This is a genomic window from Pseudomonas sp. LG1E9 (assembly GCF_003290225.1).
Classification (GTDB): Bacteria; Pseudomonadota; Gammaproteobacteria; order Pseudomonadales; family Pseudomonadaceae; genus Aquipseudomonas; species Aquipseudomonas cyclaminis.
This window is the reverse complement of record NZ_CP029983.1, coordinates 3869303-3889068: the sequence shown is the minus strand read 5'-3', so window position 1 is coordinate 3889068 and position 19766 is coordinate 3869303. Positions and strand designations below refer to the sequence as shown.

Genomic DNA, 19766 nt, shown 5'->3' with positions numbered 1-19766 from the left:
AATTTGACTGTGGAGTCTGCGTGATTATTTCCAACGGGTTGTCCAGGGTAGGTATCGCAGGGTTGCTGCTGGGGTTGAGCCTGGTCGCATCGGCGCGCGAGCAGGTGACGCAGGCGTCGGCAGATATTCGCCGTACCAGTTATGGGGTGCCGCATATCCTCGCCAGCGATGAGCGTGGCCTGGGCTTCGGCATCGGTTACGCCTATGCCCAGGACAATCTGTGCCTGCTGGCCAATGAGGTGGTCACGGTGAATGGCGAGCGGGCAAAGTTTTTCGGCCCCGATCAGTCGACCCTGGAAGAGCGCAACAATCTGGCCAGCGATGTGTTCTTTACCTGGCTGAATACGCCAGAGACGGTGGCGGCCTTCTGGAAAGCCCAGACCCCTGAAATAAAAGACCGTATTCAAGGGTACGTCGCCGGCTATAACCGCTATCTGAAAGAGCAGGGCGCCCCTGCCCAGTGTCAGGCTGCGTGGGTAAGGCCGCTGGTGGCTGAAGATCTGGTGAAGTTGACCCGCAGGCTGCTGGTGGAGGGCGGTGTCGGCCAATTCGCCGAAGCGCTGGTGGGCGCAGCGCCGCCTCAAACCACGGCCAGCGTGCAGCCTACCGCCAAGGCGTTTGAACTGGCGGCCGCCAACCAGCAGCGCTTCACCCTGGATCGCGGCAGTAACGCCGTGGCGGTGGGCCGTGATCGTTCGTTCAATGGGCGCGGCATGTTGCTGGCCAACCCGCATTTTCCATGGGCCGGTGGCATGCGCTTCTATGAGATGCACCTGACCATCCCAGGCCAACTGGATGTGATGGGCGCCGCGTTGCCGGGCCTGCCGGTGGTCAATATTGGCTTTAACCAGCATGTGGCGTGGACCCATACGGTCGACACCTCCAAGCACTTCACCGTGTACCGCCTCACGCTGGATCCGAAGGATTCGACGCGCTATATGCTCGATGGCAAATCCATCCCCCTGGAAAAAACCTCGGTGACGGTGCAGGTCAAGCAGGCCGACGGTAGCCTCAAACCCGTGGTTCATCCGGTGTACAGCTCGCAGTTCGGCCCCGTCGTGCAATGGCCCGGCAAACTGGACTGGGACAGCCACTACGCTTTCAGCCTGCGCGACGCCAACCTCGGCAACGACCGCGTCCTGCAACAGTGGTACGCGATGAACCGCGCCGGCAGCCTTAAAGCGCTGCAAACGTCAGTGCACACCCTGCAGGGCATTCCGTGGGTCAACACCCTGGCTGCCGACGATCAGGGCCAGAGCCTGTACATGAACCTGTCGGTGGTGCCCAACGTCAGCGCGGCCAAGCTCGCGCAATGCAGCGACCCGCGTGCCGGCCTGCAACTGATCATGCTCGACGGCGCCCACAGCGCCTGCGCCTGGGACGTCGACCCGCACGCAGCCCAGGCCGGTATCTTCCCGGCCGACCAACTGCCGCAACTGGAGCGCACCGACTACGTGCAGCACTCCAACGATTCAGCCTGGATGGTCAACCCCAAGGCGCCGCTGACGGGCTTTTCACCCGTGATCAGCCAGGACAATATCGGCCTGGGCCCGCGCGCCCGATTTGCCCTGCAACGCCTGCACTCCCTGGAAAAACAGCCGATCAGCGTTGCCGACCTGCAAAACATGGTGATGGACAACGAGGTATACCTGGCCGGCCAAGTCATGCCGGATTTGCTGGCGTTCTGCGCCAAGCATCTGGGCACCGACGCGGCTGCGCTCAAACCACTGTGCACCAGCCTCAGCGATTGGGACCGGCACGCCAACCTCGACAGCGGCCTGGGCCTGGTGCACTTCATCAACCTGGTGGACCAACTGGAGCAAATCCCTGACGCCTGGCGCGTGGCGTTCGACCCGGCCCAACCCCTGACCACACCGCGTGGCCTGGCCATCGACCGAGCGCCCGTCGCCAAGGCGTTGCGCGAAGCCATGCTGGCCTCCACCGCCGACGTCGCCAAGCTGGGCCTCAAACCGGGTAGCAAATGGGGTGACGTCCAAGTCAGCGGCCAGACCCCGATCCACGGCGGCCCCCAGGAACTGGGGATCTACAACGCCATGCAAACCGTGCCCCGTGCCGATGGCAAGCGTGAAGTCGTCAGCGGCAGCAGCTACCTGCAAATCGTCACCTTCGACGACCAGGGACCACAGGCCCAAGGCGTACTGACGTTCTCCCTTTCCAGCAACCCCGCATCGAAATACGCCAAGGACCAGACCCAAGCCTTCTCCGAGAAAAAACTGCGCCCACTGCCGTTCACCGACGCCCAGATCAAGGCCGACCCGCAGTACCAGACGCAGCGCATCAAGGAGTAGGGCAGGCACGCAACTCCTTGATGCCAATGCGAAATATTTTTGAAATCAAGGGGTTGCAGGCATTGGCAAATGAGTACATAATGGCGCCCATCGAACGCAACGAAGCATTAAAAACTTCAATGTATTCAATGAGTTAGAGTAGAGGCATGGCTTTATAGTCCACTCAAGTTTTTATGCGGTGAATGTCAGCAACCAGGGCATTGATCGTTTGAGGCCGAGTAGCAAAATGGTTATGCAGTGGATTGCAAATCCACCTACGCCGGTTCGATTCCGACCTCGGCCTCCACTCTTAAAACCCCGTAGATTAACGTCTACGGGGTTTTTTATGGGCGGGTGAAAAGTGGCAGCCGTTTGATCCGACGCGCAAACTCAGTTGCCGCTCGGCTCGGACCTGTTGATGCGCAGCCCCTTAACTTCACGCGCATACAGCGCTAGTTTTTCTTGTTGGTTTGCCAGCAGCGCACAAATCTTCATCAGAGCGACTGCTGCACTTGGCGTATTGCCACCCGCCGCGAGAGCGGTCAACTCCACCACTGACCACCCAATAACAGCCGCTGCATCTTCAAGGTCATAGAACAATTCCTGCTGGGCGGTTCTGGGCCCGTCGAGGCCCTGGATCAACTCTTCCATCTACCTCTCCGTTTGATGCTGATTCAGCTTGAGGCCCATCACAACCATCCCGACCTTTGCCAGATCCGTGTTGAATGGGATTTCACCGATTTGCAGGAACCCAAATGTTTCGTAGAACCGTCGGGCATTTGAATTGCTCTTGAGCACATCCAGCCACAGTAAGAGTTCTCCACGCTTTGCTGCCTGATCGCAAATGAGCTGCAAAAGTTGCTTGCCGTAGCCACGTCCGGCAGCGGATTTCAGGAAATAGATTTTTTGCAATTCTGCGCCCAACTCACCGGTGATAGGTGCTGGTGTCGACCAGTTGACCTTGGAAAACCCAATGGACGTGCCCTGTTCATCTGAGACGATCAGCCATGAGTGACGGTCGGGCAGGTCAAGTGATCGGCTGAGCGAATCGCGTGCGAAATCCCGCTTGAGGAAGTCGCTCATGCCAACAGGGGACCACAAGGTCGAGAAATGCTCTTGATAGGTCTCGCGGCCCAAGGCTCCCAGGCTGTCGAGATCTGCTTTTGTTGCTGCACGAATGTTGATCATCGGAATCGCCCCGGTTAGCTCAAACCCACTGCCCATACACGTATCCACTACAACACAAACCCTACCAAGACGTTACACGAAAGCCGTGACGGACTTCATTTGCAGCGGTCTTATTTTCCGTACACCCAACCTTGTAAAGCAGAGAGTGTTGTCATGAAGTTGAATTACCTAACCAAGGCAGCTGTGGTTGTCGCGCTGTTGTCGACCTTGTCTGGCTGCTGGATGTTTATGCCGCCGGGCGGTGGTGGCGGCGGTGGGCATGGCGGTGGGGGTCATGGTCAAGGCGGCGGCCCTGGTGGCCCTGGCGGCCCTGGCGGCGGTCAGCGTTAACCATCAGTCAACCAGAGGCAGGTCATGAACAATGACCTGCCTCTTTTTTTGCCTGGGACAAATCCCGGACAAAGAAAAGCCCGCGATGGGGAGTGCGGGCTAAAAGGGATGTTCATTAGGAGCTGAGTCCACCCTAGCCCGGCGTCTGTGAAAGCTTTGTGAAAAGTGTACGCCTCATTCCGCGCCTGGCTGTATGGGGCAGGGGAGGCCATAACCCACTACTGTCCTGGCATACCACTCCTGCTTGGATGCTGCCTTATGTTCATCCCCACCAGCCTGCTCTCGGCCTTTGTGCTGTTCGCCTTCGTGTCCTCAATTACACCGGGGCCCAATAACACCATGTTGCTGGCCTCGGGGGTCAATTTCGGGTTTCGTCGCTCGATGCCTCATGCGCTGGGGATCAGTATCGGTTTCATGCTGCTGGTGATTTCGGTCGGCCTGGGGCTGGGCGAAGTGTTCAAGGTGTTTCCTTGGGCCTACACCGTGTTGCGCTATGTGGGCGCAACGTACCTGTTGTACCTGGCGTGGAAGATCGCAACGTCGGGCGGCATGTCCGACAGCAATGACGAACGCGGCAAGCCCATGACCTTCCTCGGCGCCGCTGCGTTTCAGTGGGTCAACCCCAAGGCATGGATTATGGCGCTGGGCGCCATTACCACCTACACGCCGGCCGAGGGCTATGTCGTCAATGTGCTGGTGATTGCGCTGGTGTTTGCCGTGGTAAACCTGCCCAGCGTGTGCGTCTGGGTCGGGTGTGGCAGCGGCCTGCGCAATGTGCTGCGTGAGCCGCGCTGGCTGCGACTGTTCAACTGGTCCATGGCCGGGTTGCTGGTGTTGTCGCTGTACCCGATGTTGTTTGCCAGCTAAGTGCTAGACCGGTGAGATGGTTGCCAGCAGGCCGATGCCGATGGTCAGCACTAAAAAACCGAACAGGAAAATCGCCATCTTGGTCATAAGGCCTCCGAAGGGAAGGGGAAAAGGATTGGGGCTATTGTCCGCCCTGAGGGCATTTCAATACAGGCGCAGATAACAAAGAAAAAACCGTATCAGATGCGCTCTGCACTGTTCTGCCACGGGCTTCGGAGCCCTGTGCTTTTTTCAAGATCAGCGTCTGAGACAGCCACCGCATTTCCCCCTAAGATGGCGCCCACTGCATCAACAATAAGAGTGGGCCAACCCTCGATGGAAAGACGTCAATTTAGCGGTGGCATGAAAGGCAAGAACCTGCGCTACCTCAATGAAACCTCACAGCCGGCGTCGGTCACCCGCGTCGGCTTCCTGTTGCTCGAACATTTCTCCCTGCCTGCCTTCACCCAGACCCTCGACACTCTCGTCACCGCCAACCTGCTACGCCCCGATCTGTTCGCCTCACGCACGTTTGGCTGGGGCGATGGCGAAGTGACCAGCGACCTGGGCCTGGTTATCCGCCCCGATGCGTGCCTGGACGCTGCTGCGTTGCATGAGTTGGAGTTGTTGGTGATCTGCGGCGGATTTCGCACCGAACTCAAGGCCAGCGAGGAATTCATCCAACTGCTGCGCAACGCTGCCGAGCACGGCGTCCACCTCGCGGGTCTGTGGAACGGCGCTTGGTTCCTCGGCCGCGCCGGACTGTTGCAGGGCTACCGCTGCGCTATCCACCCGGAACATCGCCCGGCGCTGGCGGAAGTGTCCAAAGCCACCCACGTCACCAGCGAACCCTACGTGATCGACCGCGACCGTCTGACCGCCTCCAGTCCTTCAGGCGCCTTCCATATGGCCCTGGACTGGATCAAGAGCCTGCACGACAAGGCGTTGGTCGAGGGTATCGAAGACATCCTGGCCTTCGAGGAGTCCCGCTACCGGCGTATCAAGCCCACCGAAAACGTCAGCGTCAGCGCGCCGTTGCGTGAAGTGGTGAAGCTGATGGACGCCAACCTTGAAGAACCCTTGGAACTGGACCAGTTGGCGGTCTACGCCGGCCGCTCTCGTCGACAGTTGGAGCGACTGTTCAAGGAGCAATTGGGCACCACGCCACAGCGCTACTACATGGAACTGCGCGTGACCGAAGCGCGGCGGTTGTTGCAGCACACCGAGTTGTCACAGGTAGAGGTGCTGGTGGCGTGTGGCTTTGTGTCGCCGAGTCATTTCAGCAAATGCTACAGCTCGTACTTCGGCTATCGCCCCTCTAAAGAAAAGCGCCTGGTCAAATAGCCTGGGCCGGGCGTCAGCGAGGCTTTGTTGGCGCTGGCTCAGGTCAGGAAACAGCCGTGCGGTTGACCATCGCCAGAATGGTCGCCAGCAATTCGTGCTGGGCTTCTTCACGGCTGATTTCGCCGCTGGCGGCGGCATGGGACAAGGCTTCCGCCGCGCCGAGCATGGCCCGCAGGCCGGCTTGGGACACTGTGCCGCTGGGAGCGAAGGGCGCCAGGGCGTCGCGGCATTTGTCGAGAAAGATCGCCTCGTACTTGCGCTTGAGGGTTTCCAGCTCCGGTGAGCCGCTGAGTGCGGCGGTGACGCCGGGAATTTCCCGACCCTGCAATAACACGCAGTCCACATACGACGCGGCGATGACCCACGCGCGGTCGTCCAGGGTCGCGCTGCTGGCTTCGATGGCTTGGGCAAACACCTGATTCTGGCGTCCGTCGAAGTCTTCATACAGCGCAGCCAGCAACCCCGCCCGGGTGACGAAATGGTCGTAGACCACCGGCTTGGTCACGCCCGCCAGTTCCGCCAGGCGGCCCAGGGTCAGGGCGTCGGTGCCTTCTTCACGCACCAGTTGCCAGGCCACCTCCAACAATTGATTCAGACGATCTTCACGGGACAGACGACGACGTGGGGCAGGGGGCTCAGTGCTTGACATGCTTATATACCAAAAGTAACTTACTCGAATTAACTTACTAACAGTAACTAAGTCCCAGCCTAAACCGAAAGGGAGTCAATGTCATGCACGCACTGATCGTTGTAGCTCATCACGACCCACAATCCCTCACCCACAGCATCGCCACGCAAGTCGCCGCAGGCCTCATCGCTTCTGGTCACACCTACGAAATCGCCGACCTCGCCGCCGAAGGTTTCGACCCGCGCTACACCGCCGCCGACCACCTTGTCCATCGCACCCGCGCCGCACCGCCGGCCGATGTGCTTGCCGAACAGGCGCGCCTCGACCGCGCCGACGCCCTGGTGCTCGCGTTTCCCATCTATTGGTGGTCGCTGCCGGGGCTGCTCAAGGGCTGGATCGACCGCGTGTTCGTCAATGGCTGGGCAATCGACTACGGCCCGGATACCCCGGTGTTGAAAAAACTACGCCACTTACAGGTGCACCTGCTGGCCCTCGGCGCAGCCGATGACAGCGCGTTTGACCGCCACGGCTATGCCAAGGCGATGCGCACGCAGATCGACTACGGCATCTTTGATTACTGCGGGGCGAAGGTGCTGACGTCCGAGTTGTTGCTGGAGTCGGAGGGCGGCGCGGCCGAGGCGCATCTGAAAACGGCGAAGGCCGTGGGGCAGGGGTTGTTCGAAACCGAGACCGTCACCGGTTGATTCACCCCTCGCGAAACAGGTCGTGGGCGTCCAACAGGCGGTAGGCGATTTCCGGGCGTTTCTCCAGGCCTCGGCGAATCGCCGCCGGGATTGATTGCCGGGTCTTGCGGCACATGCCTGGCAGCTCGTCGATCACGATCTGGATCCCGCGCATGCTCTTGACCTCGGTGTGCCCTGGCGCGATGTGCACGCGGATGCCCAATTGCTGGTACATCAGTTGTTGCAGGCGCTCCAGGTCTTGCAGGCTCTTGAGGTCTTCAAGGCGGTCGAGCAGGCGTTTTTCTTCCTGGCGCGTGAGGTTGAGGATGCGCAGGTCGGCGCCGGGCGCTTCAAGCAGTTGCTCGCGGTCGCAGACACAGGCGCCGGGTGGGCAGGGTTGGCGAATTGTCATGTGCATTCCCTCCCCACTCCGGCGCCGTTGACTCAGTAGCTGAGCTTGACCCCAAGACTGCCCAAGGCCTTCCAGTACTCAGGATAGGTCTTGGCGACACAATCCGGGTCCTGAATGCGGATCCCCGACACTTTCAAGCCCGCCAGGGCAAAGCACATGGCGATGCGGTGGTCGGCGTGGGTGTCGATCAGCGCAGTGCAGGACGTACCGGCCAGCCGAGGATCAGCGGCGACCAGCAAATCGTCACCTTCGATGGTCGCCAGGCCCGGACGGATCTCGTTGAGGCCGTCATGCAGCGCCTGCACGCGATCACATTCCTTGACCCGCAGGTTAGCCAGCTCAGTGAAACGCACCGGGGTGTTGTTGAACGCGGCCAGCACGGCCAGCGTCGGGATCGCGTCCTGCATCTGCGAGCCCACCACGGTGGCCTGCATGTTCGGGAACTGAGCGATCACGGCCTGGGCCTTGGCGTCGGGCTGGGTGAAGTCCTGCGCGGCCACGCCGATGTCGATACGGCCTCCGGTCAGCACTTCAGCGGCCCACAGGTAAGTGGCGGCGGACGCGTCCGGTTCGATCAGGTAGTCATGGGCGGTGTAGCCGGTAGGGGCCACGCGCCACGTGGTGTCGTTGAGCTCGTCCACCTGCGCGCCAAAGGCACGCATGCAGTCCAGGGTCAGGTCCACATAGCCACGGGCGCCGATGTCCTTGCCGGTCAGCGCCACTTCAATCGGCGCCTCACCGCACGCGGCCAGCATCAACAGGGCCGAGACGTACTGGCTGGACAGCCCGCCGTCAATCTCAAAGCGCTTGGCCTGGACCTTGCCCACGCCGTGTACGGTCACCGGTGGGCAACCGGTGGGACTGTCGACCTGGATGCCGTTCTGGCCGAGGGTGGCCAGCAGCGGGCCGATCGGGCGCTTTTGCATATAGTCGTCGCCGTCCAGCACCACGGTGCCTTCGACGGTGGCGACGGCGGCCGTCAGGAAGCGCATCGCCGTGCCGGCATTGCCGAGGAACAGCGGTTGCGCAGGCAACTGCAGCTTGCCGGAACCGGTGACGACAAAGGTGGTGTCATCCGGCTCATCGATGGTCACGCCCATCTGGCGCAGGGCTACCGACATGTGGCGGGTGTCGTCGCTTTTCAGCGCGCCACTCAGGCGGCTGGTGCCCTTGGCCAGGGCGGCCAGCAGCAGGGCGCGGTTGGTAATGGATTTGGAGCCGGGCGGTGCGACCTTGCCGTTCAGGGGAAAGTTGGGCGGTGTAACGGTCACGGTTTTCTGCGAACTCAAGGTACAAGGCTCCTGATCAAGGCAAGGTGGGACGGAGTGGCCGACGGGCGGACCCGAATAATCGGCCAAAGGTGCGGTGCTTGTCGAGGTTTAGCGCTGGCTCAGCCAGTAATCATGCAGGGCACGCGCCGCCGGTTCGATCTCGCTGACGCGTTGCTGGTGGGCCTGCACATCCAGGTCGGCCGGCAATTCGAAGTTGTCCTGCTCGGCGCACCAGGAGATCTTCTCCAGCAGCGCGGTCTGTGCGGCGGGCAGTGTTGGCCAGTTGCCGATGGCGGCGCCACGGATATACCCAAAGCACCATTCTTCGGCGAGGGTCACGGTCTGGCCTTGATGGTCGGTGTCATCGAAGCGTGCCTTGAAACCTTGGGCGTCGGTCGCCAGTTGGGCGGCCAGCAGGTTGATATGACGCACGCACAGGTCCAGGAACTGCTTGGCCTCTTCGGCGCTTTCCCACTCCGGGTTCTGCCCACCCCAGATCGCCGGGAACCACTCTGCAATATCGACCTGCGCGGGGCTGGATACCAGGGCGGTGAAGTAGCCGTCGAGTTCCGCCAGGTTCAGCACCGAATGGTCATCGCCGTACTTGAGCAGGGTTTCTTCGATGAAGTCCAAATCGGCGGTGGCGAGGGGTTGGGCGTGCATGGCATTTCCTTAAAACGTCGAGCGCCGCGGGTAGGGCGGCTTAAAGCGCCAAGGATGGCGCCTGGCAGGGTTTTTTGCCAGTCCCGCTTTTGGCCGATGCGCCGTGGTGCACCCTTGTTATAGTTCGGGCCTTATCACTCGCCAGCCAGGGATCACTGCCATGTCCGAATACCAAGCGTTCGTCGTCGAAGTTACTGGCAACGTTGCCCATGTGCAGATCAACCGCCCGGAAAAAATCAACGCGATGAACGCGGTGTTCTGGACCGAGATCATCGACATCTTCCAATGGATCGAAGACACCGACGCCGTGCGGGCCGTGGTACTCAGCGGCGCCGGCAAGCATTTTTCGTCGGGCATCGACCTGATGATGCTGGCCTCGGTGGCCAATGCGTTCGGCAAGGACGTGGGCCGCAACGCACGCCTGCTGCGCCGCAAGATCCTGGAGCTGCAAGCCTCGTTCAATGCGGTCGACAACTGCCGCAAGCCGGTACTGGCGGCGATCCACGGTTATTGCATCGGCGGCGCCATCGACCTGATCAGCGCCTGCGACATGCGTTACGCCGCTGAAGATGCGCAGTTCTCCATCAAGGAAATCGACATCGGCATGGCCGCCGACGTCGGTACGCTGCAACGCCTGCCCCGCATCATCGGCGACGGCATGCTGCGTGAACTGGCCTACACCGGGCGCCAGTTCGGCGCCGAGGAAGCACGCAGCATTGGCTTGGTCAACCGCGTCTACGCCGATCACGAGCAACTGCTGGCCGGTGTGCTGGAAATCGCCCATCAGATCGCCGCCAAGTCGCCGATCGCCGTGACCGGCACCAAGGCCATGATCAGCTACATGCGTGACCACACGGTCAATGATGGTCTGGAATACGTTGCCACCTGGAACGCGGCTATGTTGCAATCCAACGACCTGCGCGTGGCCATCGCGGCCCATATGAGTAAGCAGAAACCCGAATTCGTGGATTGACTGATATGACCCAAGGCTGGATTACCACAACGCTGCTGGACAACGACACCCCCGGCGGCTGGGCCGTCGCCCGCAGCCGCGACGGCTTTTTGCATGACCCCAACGGCCCGCTGTTCCCTCGCGAATGGCTCAAGCGCCAGGACTTGGTGGTGTTGGCCGAGCACGGCATCGGCCACCTCGACGGTGAGCCGGTGTATTTGCTGGAACTCGACGCCACCGCTGACGTGCCGGGTTGCAGCTGGCAAGGCCTGCGCGGCTTCATGCTGCAAGGTGATCACACACTCTACAAAGTGCTCGGATACGCCGCTCAGATCGGTACGTGGGCGCGGGAGCATCGGTTTTGCGGCAGTTGCGGCCAGGCGATGGTCCAGGTACCACGGGAGCGGGCGATGTTCTGCCAGGCGTGCGACCTGCGCAGCTACCCCAGGATTTCGCCGAGCATGATCGTGCTGGTGACCCGTGGCGACGAGATCCTGCTGGCCCGTTCGCCGCGTTTTGTGACAGGCGTGTACAGCACGTTGGCGGGGTTTGCCGAGCCGGGGGAATCGGCCGAGGACTGCCTGATCCGCGAGGTGCGCGAAGAAGTGCAGGTGGAGGTCAAGAACATCCAGTACATGGGCAGCCAGTGCTGGCCGTTCCCCCATTCGATGATGCTGGGCTTTCACGCCGAGTACGCCGGTGGCGATATCGTGCCCCAGGCTGACGAGATCGAAGACGCGCAGTGGTTCAACATCCACGACCTGCCGCCGTTGCCGGCGTCACGCTCGATTGCGCGCTACCTGATCGACCTCTACCTGGCCCGTCGCCTAGGCCACGCTGAACCAGTGCTGCCAGGCTAGGCGCACCGTCAGGCCGAGGACCACGGTAATAAACACCGGGCGAATGAATTTGGCGCCGCCGCTGATCGCGCTGCGTGCGCCAAAGAACGCGCCACACATCACCGAGACGCCCATCGCCAGGCCGACGATCCAGTCCACCGAGCCGTTGAAGATAAACACCGACAGCGCCGCCGCGTTGCTGACGAAGTTCATGCTGCGCGCCACGCCGCTGGCCTTCACCAGGTCGATGGGGTGCAGCAGCATGGTGCTGACGGTCCAGAACGCGCCCGTACCGGGGCCGGCCACGCCGTCGTAGAAACCCAGGCCAAAGCCTTGGGTGGACTGCCACTTCTTCTTGATCGGCGCGTCGTTATCCAATGCTGCCTTGGGCGTACCGCCAAACAACAGGTACAGGCCACAGCCGAAGACGATCACCGGGAGCATCTTGTTCAGGGTTTCGGCGGGCAGGTAATGGGCGACCACTGCACCGGTCAACGCACCGATCAGCGTACCGACGATGGCGTGCACCCATTGGCGCGGGTGGAACAGCTTGCGGCGGTAGAAGGTAAAGCTGGCGGTGGCCGAGCCGAAGGTGGAACTGAGCTTGTTGGTGCCCAATACCAGGTGCGGTGGCATGCCGGCGGTGAGCAGGGCGGGCGTGGTGAGCAGGCCGCCGCCGCCGGCGATGGCGTCGATAAAACCGGCGACGAAGGCCACGACGGCGAGAATGGCGAGGGTGGTGAGGTCAACGCTGAGTTCGAAGGGCATGGGCAGGGCTTATTGTTGGCGGGACTGCTGAGGGTCGCCATCTTACCTGCCTGATGTACACAGAACCAAATGTGGGAGGGGGCGAGCCCCCTCCCACATTTGAGTTGTGTTCATTTTGCTACTTGTGGGTACCCAGCCACTCCAGCGCGGTGCGCCAGATGCAAATCCCCAGGAAATACGCCGACATCACCGACCACAACCCAAACGTCCACGGGTTGGTGTTCGGGTAATCCACCACCATCAAGAAGCTGCACAGCAACCAGATGGTGGTCACGGCGATATTGATCGGCATGAAGCGCTTGACCCGGAACGGGTGCAGAAACTTCATCGGCGTCACGGTCAGCAGCGCCAGGCCGATCACGGTGAGCAGGGTCACCCAGGCGTCCGGCTGGATGATGTACACGCACAAGGCAACCACGTTCCAGGCGGCGGGGAAGCCGACGAAGTAGTTGTCCTTGCTCTTCATGTTGACGTTGCAGAAGCAGAACAGCGACGAGACCAGGATCACCGACACGGTAAACAGGTGGGTAAACTCCGGCAGGTCGATGTAGCGGTAGATAAACAGTGCCGGAATGAACACGTAGGTGAGGTAGTCGATCACCAGGTCCAGCACCGAGCCGTCAAAGCTGGGGAGTACCGTGCTGACATTGACCCGGCGCGCCAGGGAACCGTCGACGCCGTCCACCACCAGCGCCAGGCCCAGCCACAGCAGGCAGGCCTTGGGTGAGTTCTCCAGCAGCGCCAGGGTGGCCAGGAAGGCCAGCACCACACCGGTGGCGGTGAAGCCGTGGGCGCCCCAGGCTTTGATTCTGGCTACATGCAGGGTCGATATCACGGGCGGTTCTCCAAAAGGTCAAACGGGGCAGCCGACAACGTGACGCCGTCGAGTCTGGCCGGGGAATGCAGGTATCGACCGGGAAGGGGGTCATAAGGTTCACCGCCCGGCGTATCACTTAGCGTAGCAAGCGTAGGACGTTTCGGCATCAGCCTTGACGGAACACCAAGGCCTTCAGGCCACTTTGCACGTCGATATCCGGAAATTCAGGTGGGTTTTGCAGGCGTTCCACAAAGCGCAGGCCCGGCGCCTCGCGGGTAACGCCGTCGATCAGGAAGTCTTCGCCAAAGGCCGGGTCGTTCATGCAAGCGAGCACCGTGCCCTGCGCCGTGAGTAAGTCCGGCAGGCGACGCAATACGCGCTGGTAGTCCTTGGTCAGCAGGAAGCTACCTTTCTGGAAGGACGGTGGATCGATGATCACCAGGTCATAGGGGCCGCTGTTGGTAACTTTGGCCCAGGACTTGAAGAGGTCGTGGCCCAGGAAGGTCACTTTACTCAGGTCATGACCATTCAGGCGATGGTTGTCGCGGCCACGGCTGAGGGCCCCACGGGCCATGTCGAGGTTGACTACATGGTCGGCGCCGCCTTCGATGGCGGCTACCGAGAACCCGCAGGTGTAGGCAAACAGGTTGAGCACGCGCTGGCCCTCGGCCTGTTCGCGCACCCAGTTGCGGCCGTAGCGCATATCGAGGAACAGCCCGCTGTTCTGCTTTTTACCCAGGTCGATCAGGTAACGCAGGCCGCCTTCGGTAATGGTCAATTCGTCGATGGCCTCGCCCACCAGCCATTCGGTGGTGCTTTGCGGCAGGTAGCGGTGTTGCAGGGCGACGGTGTGGGCGCCGAATCCGGCCCAGTCGATCTGCAACAGTTGCGCCTTCAGGGCGTCCAGGTGTTCGGTTTCCTTGAACAAGGCCACTAGCACTACGCCCTGCAGCCAGTCCACCGTCAGTTGCTCCAGACCCGGCCAGCAACGGCCACGGCCGTGGAACAGGCGCCGGGTTTCCGCAGGCACAGTGGCCAGGGCATTGAGCAGGTGGGCGTGCAGGGTGGCGAGTGCGTCTGGGGTCATCGTTGAGCGTCGGTCGTTGAGCGGGCGGCATTTTAACCACAATTGAAGGGTTAAAAGGCAGCGATCAACGGCGGACCAAATGCCTCGCGGATAAACCCCGGCGCGATATACCGCTCGTAATGCGCCTCGGACAGCAGGAAAAACTCGCGGTCGATTGCATCGCGCAGATCCGCCAGGTGGCGCTCACGAAACTCCGGCAATAACGCCAGCCCATACGCGTCCAGCCTGGATATCACCCGCGCACCCCGTGCGATCAACTGGTAGGCCCAGCAGTAGGGGGATTGGTGCGGCATAAAGCGGATCTTGCGGTCTTCCAACTGCTGGCGCAGACGCAGTGGATCAAACACCTCCAGCTTGCTGGCCATCACCTGCACCAGCAATTGCTCAAGGCGCAGCCACACCGCCTGTTTTTCCTCGGCGTTGTAGCCATTCCACTGGATGACTTCATGGTGATAACGCTTGCAGCCGCGGCAGACCAGATCGCCGTAAACGGTGGAGCAGAGGCCGACGCAAGGGGTCTTGATGGTTTGGTTGGGCATAAGAGAGTGTTTGTAAGTCGATGGAGCACCGATAACCAATGTGGGAGGGGCTTGCCCCCTCCCACATTGTTGGTCAGTGTTGAATCAATCCCAGCTCAGCGCGCCGCCGGTCTGGTACTCAATCACGCGAGTCTCAAAGAAATTCTTCTCTTTCTTCAAGTCCATAATCTCGCTCATCCAAGGGAACGGATTCGTCGTCCCCGGATACTCTTCCTTCAACCCAATCTGCGACAGACGACGGTTCGCGATGAACTTGAGGTAGTCCTCCATCATCGCCGCGTTCATGCCCAACACACCGCGAGGCATGGTGTCGCGCGCGTATTCGATCTCCAGCTGAGTCCCTTGCAGGATCATCTGGGTCGCTTCTTCCTTCATCTCGGCATCCCACAAGTGTGGGTTTTCGATTTTGATCTGGTTGATTACATCGATACCGAAGTTCAGGTGCATCGACTCGTCACGCAGGATGTACTGGAACTGTTCCGCCACGCCGGTCATTTTGTTGCGACGGCCCATGGACAGGATCTGGGTGAAGCCGCAGTAGAAGAAGATGCCTTCCAGGACGCAGTAGTAGGCGACCAGGTTGCGCAGCAGCTCTTTATCGGTCTCGACGGTGCCGGTTTCGAACTTCGGATCGGAGATGGAGCGGGTGTACTTCAGGCCCCAGGCTGCCTTTTTGGCGACCGATGGGATCTCGTGATACATGTTGAAGATCTCGCCTTCATCCATGGCCAGCGATTCGATGCAGTACTGGTAGGCGTGGGTGTGGATCGCTTCTTCGAAGGCCTGGCGCAGGATGTACTGGCGGCACTCCGGGTTGGTGATCAGGCGGTATACGGCCAGCACGAGGTTGTTGGCGACCAGGGAGTCGGCGGTGGAGAAGAAGCCCAGGTTGCGCATGACGATGCGACGCTCGTCGTCGGTCAGGCCTTCGGGGTTTTTCCACAGGGCGATGTCGGCGGTCATGTTGACCTCTTGCGGCATCCAGTGGTTGGCGCAGCCGTCGAGGTACTTCTGCCAAGCCCAGTCGTACTTGAAGGGTACGAGTTGGTTGAGGTCGGCGCGGCAGTTGATCATGCGCTTTTCGTCAACGGCGACGCGGGCGGCGGAGCCTTCGAGTTCGGCGAGGCCTTCGGCGACGTCGAGTTTGTCCAGGGCGGCCTTGGCGCGCACGATGGCGGCGGAGTCGTTGGCGGTCACGTGGCGTGCTTCCAGCGCGGCGGCAGCGCCGGCACCGTCGAGGCGGTCCATGTTGGCTTCGCTGGCATGGCCGGCGTTGGCGCCCTTGATCACCGCTGCACCGGTGTCCTCGTTGTCGACTTCATCCCAACTCAGCATTGAAATACTCCCTTCTGTTCTGGTTTGACGGCATGAGAACCCGTCCAAAAATATGCGATTTGCAGGCTGTCAGGCATTGAAATAGTGCGCATAGTGTGGTCGGTAAATACCGATACTGCACACTATGTAGTGGTCTGTTTTGTTTGTGGGCACACTATATGGGGTGTCACACGGTTGGTCAACGAACAAGAAGAGCGCAACTGTCGCAGAGACCCGCGCCTAAGCTAATTCTAAAAAGATATTTATTGGCGGTTTTTAAGATCGTTTAGCTTGGACGCTTCTAACAGATTCTGTTCAAGGAGCGAGCCGCCGATGTCCCACGTGCGATCCCTGGCCCATCGCCGCTAAGGCGCGCGCACCGCCTTGAGCAACAGCGCTTCAAACACCCGCTGTACCCGCGGCTCATCGGTATGGGCCACATTAAAACGCATCGAATCACGATGGGCCGGGTCGTAGCCGAACAGCGCGCCCGGCGCCAGCACCATGCTGCGTTTCAATGCCTCCTGGGCCAACAGCTCGCCATTGACCCCCGGTGGCAGGCGCGCCCAGATAAACATCCCGCCGTCATACGCCATCGGCAACTCACAGCCGCAGCGCTTGAGCCATTGCTCGACGCGCCCACCGGCCTCCATCAAGCGCTGGACCATGCGCTTGCGGTGCTTGGCGTAGCTGCCTTCACTGAGCATGCGGTAGACGATCTGCTCGAACAGCTCCGAGGTCACGCCGCCGCTCATCAACTTCATATTGGTCAGGTTGGCCGCCAGTTGCGGCGCGGCCACCACAAAGCTGACGCGGGTGTTGGCGCTCAGAATCTTGGAAAAGCCCGACAGGTAGGTGACCTGATCCAGCCCGGCGACGGCCGCCAGACGCGGTGGCGGGTTGGGATGAAGGTCACCGTAGAGGTCATCCTCGACGATATGGCAGTGGTACTGCTGGGTCAGTTGCAGCAGCCGAAACGCCTGGCTGGGACTGAAGGAATGGCCGGTGGGGTTATGCAGCACGCTGGTGGTGAGATAGAGGCTGGGGCGGTGTTCGGCCAATAGCTGTTCGAGGGCGACGAAATCGAAGCCATCGGGACGGCGCTGGATGGTCACCACCTTGACGCCATGCAGCGCCAGGTTGGCGTGGAAGTTGAAGTAGCACGGCGCGTCAAGCAGCACCGTATCGCCGGGACGGGCGAGCAGGCGCATCAGCATGTCCAGGCCCTGCACGGTATTGGGGGTGGTGATGATCTGCTCCACCGGCACCGACAACCCTTCGCCGTGCAGCTTCTGTTGCAGGGCCTGGCGCAACGGCAGCAAGCCGGCCGGCGTGCCCAGCCCGGCGATGCGCAGCGACGGCGCACGCACCACGCTGCGCATGGCTTGGCGGATGGCGTCGGCGTCCAACCAATCTTCCGGCAGGTGGCCGCCGCCGGGGCGCAGTTCGCCGCTGGCAGTGACCAGGGGCCGACGCAAGACGCTGAGCAGATCCTGGGGCAGCAGGTCGACCCACGCCACCGAGGCCGGGCGTGCGCTGTCCATCGCCACAAAGTAGCCACGGCCCTGGCTGGAGGTGAGCAGATGGCGCCCGCGCAGGCGGTCCAGGGCTTCATTGAGGGTGAACTTGCTCACGCCCAGGGTCTGGGTCAATTCGCGCACCGACGGCAACTTGCTGCCAGGCGCCCATTCGCCGTTCTCGATGGCCTGGCTGAACGCCTCGACGATCTGTTGCACCTTCGGCGTGCCGTCCACAAAGGCGATGGCGGATACGAACATAAACCTTCCTTGTGTTTACTGGTGATTTTACCGGTGAAGTTAGGCCGGATTAGGCATTACTTCACCTGCCTTGTGCAATGCCGCTCCCCTAGACTGCGCGCCATCTCGCCTGGAATTGGCGAACTTTCCTACCAGCGAGCCATGGATTTCGCATTCTCATGAAGACTTATATGTGTGCGCCCTGCGGATTTATGTACGTAGAAGAATTGGGCATTCCTGAAGACGGAATCCCGGCCGGCACCCCTTGGGAAGAGGTGCCGGAAGACTGGACATGCCCGGATTGCGGCGTGACCAAGGCCGATTTCATGGCCATTGAACTGTAACCCTCCATCACGAAAGGAATCGCTTCATGGAAAGTAACCTGATCAACGCCGCCGTACCGTTCTGTACCGGTGTGGCCCACCAGAAATACCTCGCCGCCGAGAAGGGCCTGGACACCGCCATCGAAGGCGGCTGCACCCATTGGTATATCGATGGCAGCCTGTTCGGCGAAATGGTCGATGACTGGACCGACGAACGCATCGCCAGCCTGCAGGCGCAGATCGCGGCCACCGGTGTGAAGCCCGTCTACCACGGCAACTTCAAGGCGCCGCTGGGCAGTGACGTCGAAGCCTTTCGCGTGGCCGCCGTGGCGTATGTGAAAAAGGAAGTCGACATTGCCAGCCGCCTGGGCGCGCCGTTGATCATCCACGGGGGCTGCATCGTCGAACCAAAAATGGTGCTGATGGCCAAGAAAGTCGCCCTGGAGCACTACCTCAAGTCGGTGCAGGAACTGGCGCGTTACGCCGAGGCCAAGGGCGTGGACATCTACCTGGAAAACCTGTCGAACTACGTCAACTACCGGCCTTTCCACTACATCTTCACCCATGAAGCGGAATACGCCTTTGTGTTCGAGCGTCTGCAGGCCCACAGCAACGTGTACTTCTTCCTCGACGCCGGCCACGCCAATATCGAAGACGGCCTGCCGGCCGAGGTGGTGCGCAAGTATCACCACCTGATCAAGGGCATTTCCTTCAGCAACAACAATGGCGTGCAGGACCAGCACTTCGGCATTCATGACGGCAACTGCGACTACGCCGACGTGATGCAGGCCATTGTCGAAACCAACTGGAAAGGCCTGGTGGCCTTCGAAACCCGCAACCAGACGGCCAAAGCGGCCCTCGGTGAGCTGGCGGTGATGTACCGCGAATCCCTGGCCACCGAGATCGCTGTCGCTTGATGGATGCCGGGGCGGGCGCCGGTGTGCCCGTCCCACGGCTGTCGTTTCTACTTATTGAAGGCCCTGGCCCATGACCACTGCGTTAACCCTGTCTTCGTTTCTCTATTTCCTGCTGTTCTGCGCCACCATGACCTTCAGCCCCGGCCCCATGACCCTGCTGCTGCTGAGCCTGGGCTTGAAGGACGGTTTGCGCAGCTCGATCCCGGCGCAGATCGGCGCCAGCGTGTCGTACCTGATTTCGATCCTGATCTTCGCCGTGGGCTTCTCGGAGCTGATCAAGGGCAACCTCGCGATCACCCAGACTATCCAGTTTGTCGGCGTGGCCTACATTCTCTACCTGGCCTACAAACAGTGGACCAGCAGCGGCGTGGCCATCGGCAAGGCCGGCGCCGTGGAGGGCTCGCGCAGCCTGTTCGGCAAAGGGCTGCTGACCGGGTTTTCCAACCCCAAGACCATCATCATGTTCAGCGCCGTGTTCCCGCAGTTTGCCGGGGCAGGGGAGCACAGCTCGGCGGCGGATATCGCCATCCTCGGCGCGACGTTCCTGTTGCTGCAATTTGCCAGCGGCTGCCTGTATTGCTACTTCGGCCAGCGCATCAAGCACGTCCTGGAAAACCCCAAGCGTCGCGTGCTGTTGCAGCGGGTCACGGCGGTGTTGCTGCTGGGCGTAGCGTTGATGCTGGCCCGGGGTTTTTCCCACTGAGCGCTTTGGATCGGGCATTTGCGCGGGTGATGAGCTTATGAGTGGTAGTGGCGAATTGCTGGCGCCCTGATAGACTCCAGGCATTCATCCAGGATTA

The 19766-nt window shown here is 61.0% G+C and carries 22 protein-coding genes and 1 tRNA gene; 11 read left to right on the top strand and 12 right to left on the bottom strand.

Annotated features, from left to right (window positions below):
- The first annotated feature begins 20 nt into the window (after window positions 1-20).
- Window positions 21-2309 carry an acylase gene (locus DNK50_RS17800; RefSeq protein WP_112195485.1) on the top strand — a complete coding sequence of 763 codons (2289 nt, stop codon included), beginning with the start codon at window positions 21-23 and terminating at the stop codon, window positions 2307-2309.
- 212 nt (window positions 2310-2521) lie between these two features.
- Window positions 2522-2595 (top strand) — tRNA-Cys (locus DNK50_RS17795).
- 83 nt (window positions 2596-2678) lie between these two features.
- On the opposite strand, the gene DNK50_RS17790 is transcribed toward DNK50_RS17795, so the two are convergent.
- Together DNK50_RS17790 and DNK50_RS17785 are read right to left on the bottom strand one after the other, a co-directional pair.
- The gene (locus tag DNK50_RS17790) at window positions 2679-2939 is read right to left on the bottom strand and encodes a hypothetical protein (RefSeq protein ID WP_112195483.1); all 261 of its coding nucleotides are present in this window, start codon (window positions 2937-2939) and stop codon (window positions 2679-2681) included.
- Window positions 2940-3476: a GNAT family N-acetyltransferase gene (locus DNK50_RS17785; RefSeq protein ID WP_112196959.1), complete on the bottom strand. Its 537-nt coding sequence runs from the start codon at window positions 3474-3476 to the stop codon at window positions 2940-2942.
- 153 nt (window positions 3477-3629) lie between these two features.
- Between DNK50_RS17785 and DNK50_RS28960 the strand changes: the two genes are divergently transcribed.
- The 3 genes from DNK50_RS28960 to DNK50_RS17775 all read left to right on the top strand — a co-directional run bounded on the left by DNK50_RS28960 (window position 3630) and on the right by DNK50_RS17775 (window position 5996).
- Window positions 3630-3806 carry a hypothetical protein gene (locus DNK50_RS28960; protein ID WP_177411541.1) on the top strand — a complete coding sequence of 59 codons (177 nt, stop codon included), beginning with the start codon at window positions 3630-3632 and terminating at the stop codon, window positions 3804-3806.
- Window positions 3807-4064: 258 nt separating this feature from the next.
- Entirely contained in the window at window positions 4065-4673 is a 609-nt protein-coding gene (locus DNK50_RS17780) for a LysE family translocator (RefSeq protein ID WP_112195482.1), read from the top strand.
- A 342-nt stretch (window positions 4674-5015) separates the two neighbouring features.
- Entirely contained in the window at window positions 5016-5996 is a 981-nt protein-coding gene (locus tag DNK50_RS17775; protein ID WP_177411617.1) for a GlxA family transcriptional regulator, read from the top strand.
- A gap of 43 nt (window positions 5997-6039) precedes the next feature.
- Here DNK50_RS17775 and DNK50_RS17770 read toward each other — a convergent pair whose 3' ends face one another.
- Window positions 6040-6645, bottom strand: coding sequence for a TetR/AcrR family transcriptional regulator (locus DNK50_RS17770; protein WP_112195480.1), 606 nt, complete (start codon window positions 6643-6645; stop codon window positions 6040-6042).
- 83 nt (window positions 6646-6728) lie between these two features.
- On the opposite strand from DNK50_RS17770, the gene DNK50_RS17765 reads away from it, so the two are divergent.
- On the top strand, window positions 6729-7328 hold the full coding sequence (locus DNK50_RS17765; protein WP_112195478.1) for an NAD(P)H-dependent oxidoreductase: 600 nt from the start codon (window positions 6729-6731) through the stop codon (window positions 7326-7328).
- 1 nt (window position 7329) lies between these two features.
- Here the strand turns inward: DNK50_RS17765 and DNK50_RS17760 are convergent, their stop codons facing one another.
- From DNK50_RS17760 to DNK50_RS17750, 3 genes are all read right to left on the bottom strand, one after another.
- Complete coding sequence (locus tag DNK50_RS17760) at window positions 7330-7719, bottom strand: hypothetical protein (protein ID WP_099585274.1); 390 nt, start codon at window positions 7717-7719, stop codon at window positions 7330-7332.
- Between the two features lie 32 nt (window positions 7720-7751).
- The gene (locus DNK50_RS17755) at window positions 7752-9008 is read right to left on the bottom strand and encodes a 3-phosphoshikimate 1-carboxyvinyltransferase (RefSeq protein WP_112195476.1); all 1257 of its coding nucleotides are present in this window, start codon (window positions 9006-9008) and stop codon (window positions 7752-7754) included.
- A gap of 90 nt (window positions 9009-9098) precedes the next feature.
- Window positions 9099-9653 (bottom strand): UPF0149 family protein, encoded by a 555-nt coding sequence (locus tag DNK50_RS17750; RefSeq protein ID WP_112195473.1) that lies wholly within the window; start codon window positions 9651-9653, stop codon window positions 9099-9101.
- Window positions 9654-9813: 160 nt separating this feature from the next.
- Here DNK50_RS17750 and DNK50_RS17745 point away from each other — a divergent pair, with 160 nt between their 5' ends.
- Both DNK50_RS17745 and nudC read left to right on the top strand, forming a co-directional pair.
- Window positions 9814-10626: a crotonase/enoyl-CoA hydratase family protein gene (locus DNK50_RS17745; protein ID WP_099585271.1), complete on the top strand. Its 813-nt coding sequence runs from the start codon at window positions 9814-9816 to the stop codon at window positions 10624-10626.
- 5 nt (window positions 10627-10631) lie between these two features.
- Complete coding sequence (gene nudC, locus DNK50_RS17740; protein WP_112195471.1) at window positions 10632-11465, top strand: NAD(+) diphosphatase; 834 nt, start codon at window positions 10632-10634, stop codon at window positions 11463-11465.
- Here nudC and DNK50_RS17735 read toward each other — a convergent pair.
- The 6 genes from DNK50_RS17735 to DNK50_RS17710 form a co-directional block, all read right to left on the bottom strand.
- Window positions 11433-12212, bottom strand: a complete 780-nt coding sequence (locus tag DNK50_RS17735) for a TSUP family transporter (RefSeq protein WP_032886830.1) — start codon at window positions 12210-12212, stop codon at window positions 11433-11435. The two genes, nudC and DNK50_RS17735, sit on opposite strands and share 33 nt — an antisense overlap.
- A 118-nt stretch (window positions 12213-12330) precedes the next feature.
- Complete coding sequence (pcsA, locus tag DNK50_RS17730) at window positions 12331-13047, bottom strand: phosphatidylcholine synthase (protein WP_099585269.1); 717 nt, start codon at window positions 13045-13047, stop codon at window positions 12331-12333.
- Between the two features lie 148 nt (window positions 13048-13195).
- Complete coding sequence (locus tag DNK50_RS17725; RefSeq protein WP_112195470.1) at window positions 13196-14116, bottom strand: class I SAM-dependent methyltransferase; 921 nt, start codon at window positions 14114-14116, stop codon at window positions 13196-13198.
- 50 nt (window positions 14117-14166) lie between these two features.
- Window positions 14167-14655 carry a DUF1289 domain-containing protein gene (locus DNK50_RS17720; RefSeq protein WP_099585267.1) on the bottom strand — a complete coding sequence of 163 codons (489 nt, stop codon included), beginning with the start codon at window positions 14653-14655 and terminating at the stop codon, window positions 14167-14169.
- An 84-nt stretch (window positions 14656-14739) separates the two neighbouring features.
- Window positions 14740-15990 carry a ribonucleotide-diphosphate reductase subunit beta gene (locus tag DNK50_RS17715; protein ID WP_112195468.1) on the bottom strand — a complete coding sequence of 417 codons (1251 nt, stop codon included), beginning with the start codon at window positions 15988-15990 and terminating at the stop codon, window positions 14740-14742.
- A gap of 344 nt (window positions 15991-16334) precedes the next feature.
- Window positions 16335-17747, bottom strand: a complete 1413-nt coding sequence (locus DNK50_RS17710; protein ID WP_112195466.1) for a PLP-dependent aminotransferase family protein — start codon at window positions 17745-17747, stop codon at window positions 16335-16337.
- Window positions 17748-17905: 158 nt separating this feature from the next.
- Between DNK50_RS17710 and DNK50_RS17705 the strand changes: the two genes are divergently transcribed.
- The 3 genes from DNK50_RS17705 to DNK50_RS17695 all read left to right on the top strand — a co-directional run bounded on the left by DNK50_RS17705 (window position 17906) and on the right by DNK50_RS17695 (window position 19669).
- Window positions 17906-18070, top strand: a complete 165-nt coding sequence (locus DNK50_RS17705) for a rubredoxin (RefSeq protein WP_016968943.1) — start codon at window positions 17906-17908, stop codon at window positions 18068-18070.
- A 26-nt stretch (window positions 18071-18096) separates the two neighbouring features.
- Window positions 18097-18966 carry a sugar phosphate isomerase/epimerase gene (locus DNK50_RS17700; RefSeq protein WP_099583163.1) on the top strand — a complete coding sequence of 290 codons (870 nt, stop codon included), beginning with the start codon at window positions 18097-18099 and terminating at the stop codon, window positions 18964-18966.
- Window positions 18967-19036: 70 nt separating this feature from the next.
- Window positions 19037-19669: a LysE family translocator gene (locus tag DNK50_RS17695; protein WP_099583162.1), complete on the top strand. Its 633-nt coding sequence runs from the start codon at window positions 19037-19039 to the stop codon at window positions 19667-19669.
- The last annotated feature ends 97 nt before the right edge of the window (window positions 19670-19766 follow it).

Excerpts from the sequence above, each read along its gene's own strand:
- DNK50_RS17750 (WP_112195473.1), bottom strand. The coding sequence starts at position 9,653 with ATGCACGCCCAACCCCTCGCCACCGCCGATTTGGACTTCATCGAAGAA.
- DNK50_RS17760 (WP_099585274.1), bottom strand. The coding sequence starts at position 7,719 with ATGACAATTCGCCAACCCTGCCCACCCGGCGCCTGTGTCTGCGACCGC.
- DNK50_RS17720 (WP_099585267.1), bottom strand. The coding sequence starts at position 14,655 with ATGCCCAACCAAACCATCAAGACCCCTTGCGTCGGCCTCTGCTCCACC.
- DNK50_RS17725 (WP_112195470.1), bottom strand. The coding sequence starts at position 14,116 with ATGACCCCAGACGCACTCGCCACCCTGCACGCCCACCTGCTCAATGCC.
- DNK50_RS28960 (WP_177411541.1), top strand. The coding sequence starts at position 3,630 with ATGAAGTTGAATTACCTAACCAAGGCAGCTGTGGTTGTCGCGCTGTTG.
- DNK50_RS17790 (WP_112195483.1), bottom strand. The coding sequence starts at position 2,939 with ATGGAAGAGTTGATCCAGGGCCTCGACGGGCCCAGAACCGCCCAGCAG.
- DNK50_RS17765 (WP_112195478.1), top strand. The coding sequence starts at position 6,729 with ATGCACGCACTGATCGTTGTAGCTCATCACGACCCACAATCCCTCACC.
- nudC (WP_112195471.1), top strand. The coding sequence starts at position 10,632 with ATGACCCAAGGCTGGATTACCACAACGCTGCTGGACAACGACACCCCC.
- DNK50_RS17775 (WP_177411617.1), top strand. The coding sequence starts at position 5,016 with ATGAAAGGCAAGAACCTGCGCTACCTCAATGAAACCTCACAGCCGGCG.
- DNK50_RS17780 (WP_112195482.1), top strand. The coding sequence starts at position 4,065 with ATGTTCATCCCCACCAGCCTGCTCTCGGCCTTTGTGCTGTTCGCCTTC.
- DNK50_RS17710 (WP_112195466.1), bottom strand. The coding sequence starts at position 17,747 with ATGTTCGTATCCGCCATCGCCTTTGTGGACGGCACGCCGAAGGTGCAA.
- DNK50_RS17735 (WP_032886830.1), bottom strand. The coding sequence starts at position 12,212 with ATGCCCTTCGAACTCAGCGTTGACCTCACCACCCTCGCCATTCTCGCC.
- DNK50_RS17770 (WP_112195480.1), bottom strand. The coding sequence starts at position 6,645 with ATGTCAAGCACTGAGCCCCCTGCCCCACGTCGTCGTCTGTCCCGTGAA.
- DNK50_RS17745 (WP_099585271.1), top strand. The coding sequence starts at position 9,814 with ATGTCCGAATACCAAGCGTTCGTCGTCGAAGTTACTGGCAACGTTGCC.
- DNK50_RS17700 (WP_099583163.1), top strand. The coding sequence starts at position 18,097 with ATGGAAAGTAACCTGATCAACGCCGCCGTACCGTTCTGTACCGGTGTG.
- DNK50_RS17715 (WP_112195468.1), bottom strand. The coding sequence starts at position 15,990 with ATGCTGAGTTGGGATGAAGTCGACAACGAGGACACCGGTGCAGCGGTG.
- DNK50_RS17695 (WP_099583162.1), top strand. The coding sequence starts at position 19,037 with ATGACCACTGCGTTAACCCTGTCTTCGTTTCTCTATTTCCTGCTGTTC.
- DNK50_RS17785 (WP_112196959.1), bottom strand. The coding sequence starts at position 3,476 with ATGATCAACATTCGTGCAGCAACAAAAGCAGATCTCGACAGCCTGGGA.
- DNK50_RS17705 (WP_016968943.1), top strand. The coding sequence starts at position 17,906 with ATGAAGACTTATATGTGTGCGCCCTGCGGATTTATGTACGTAGAAGAA.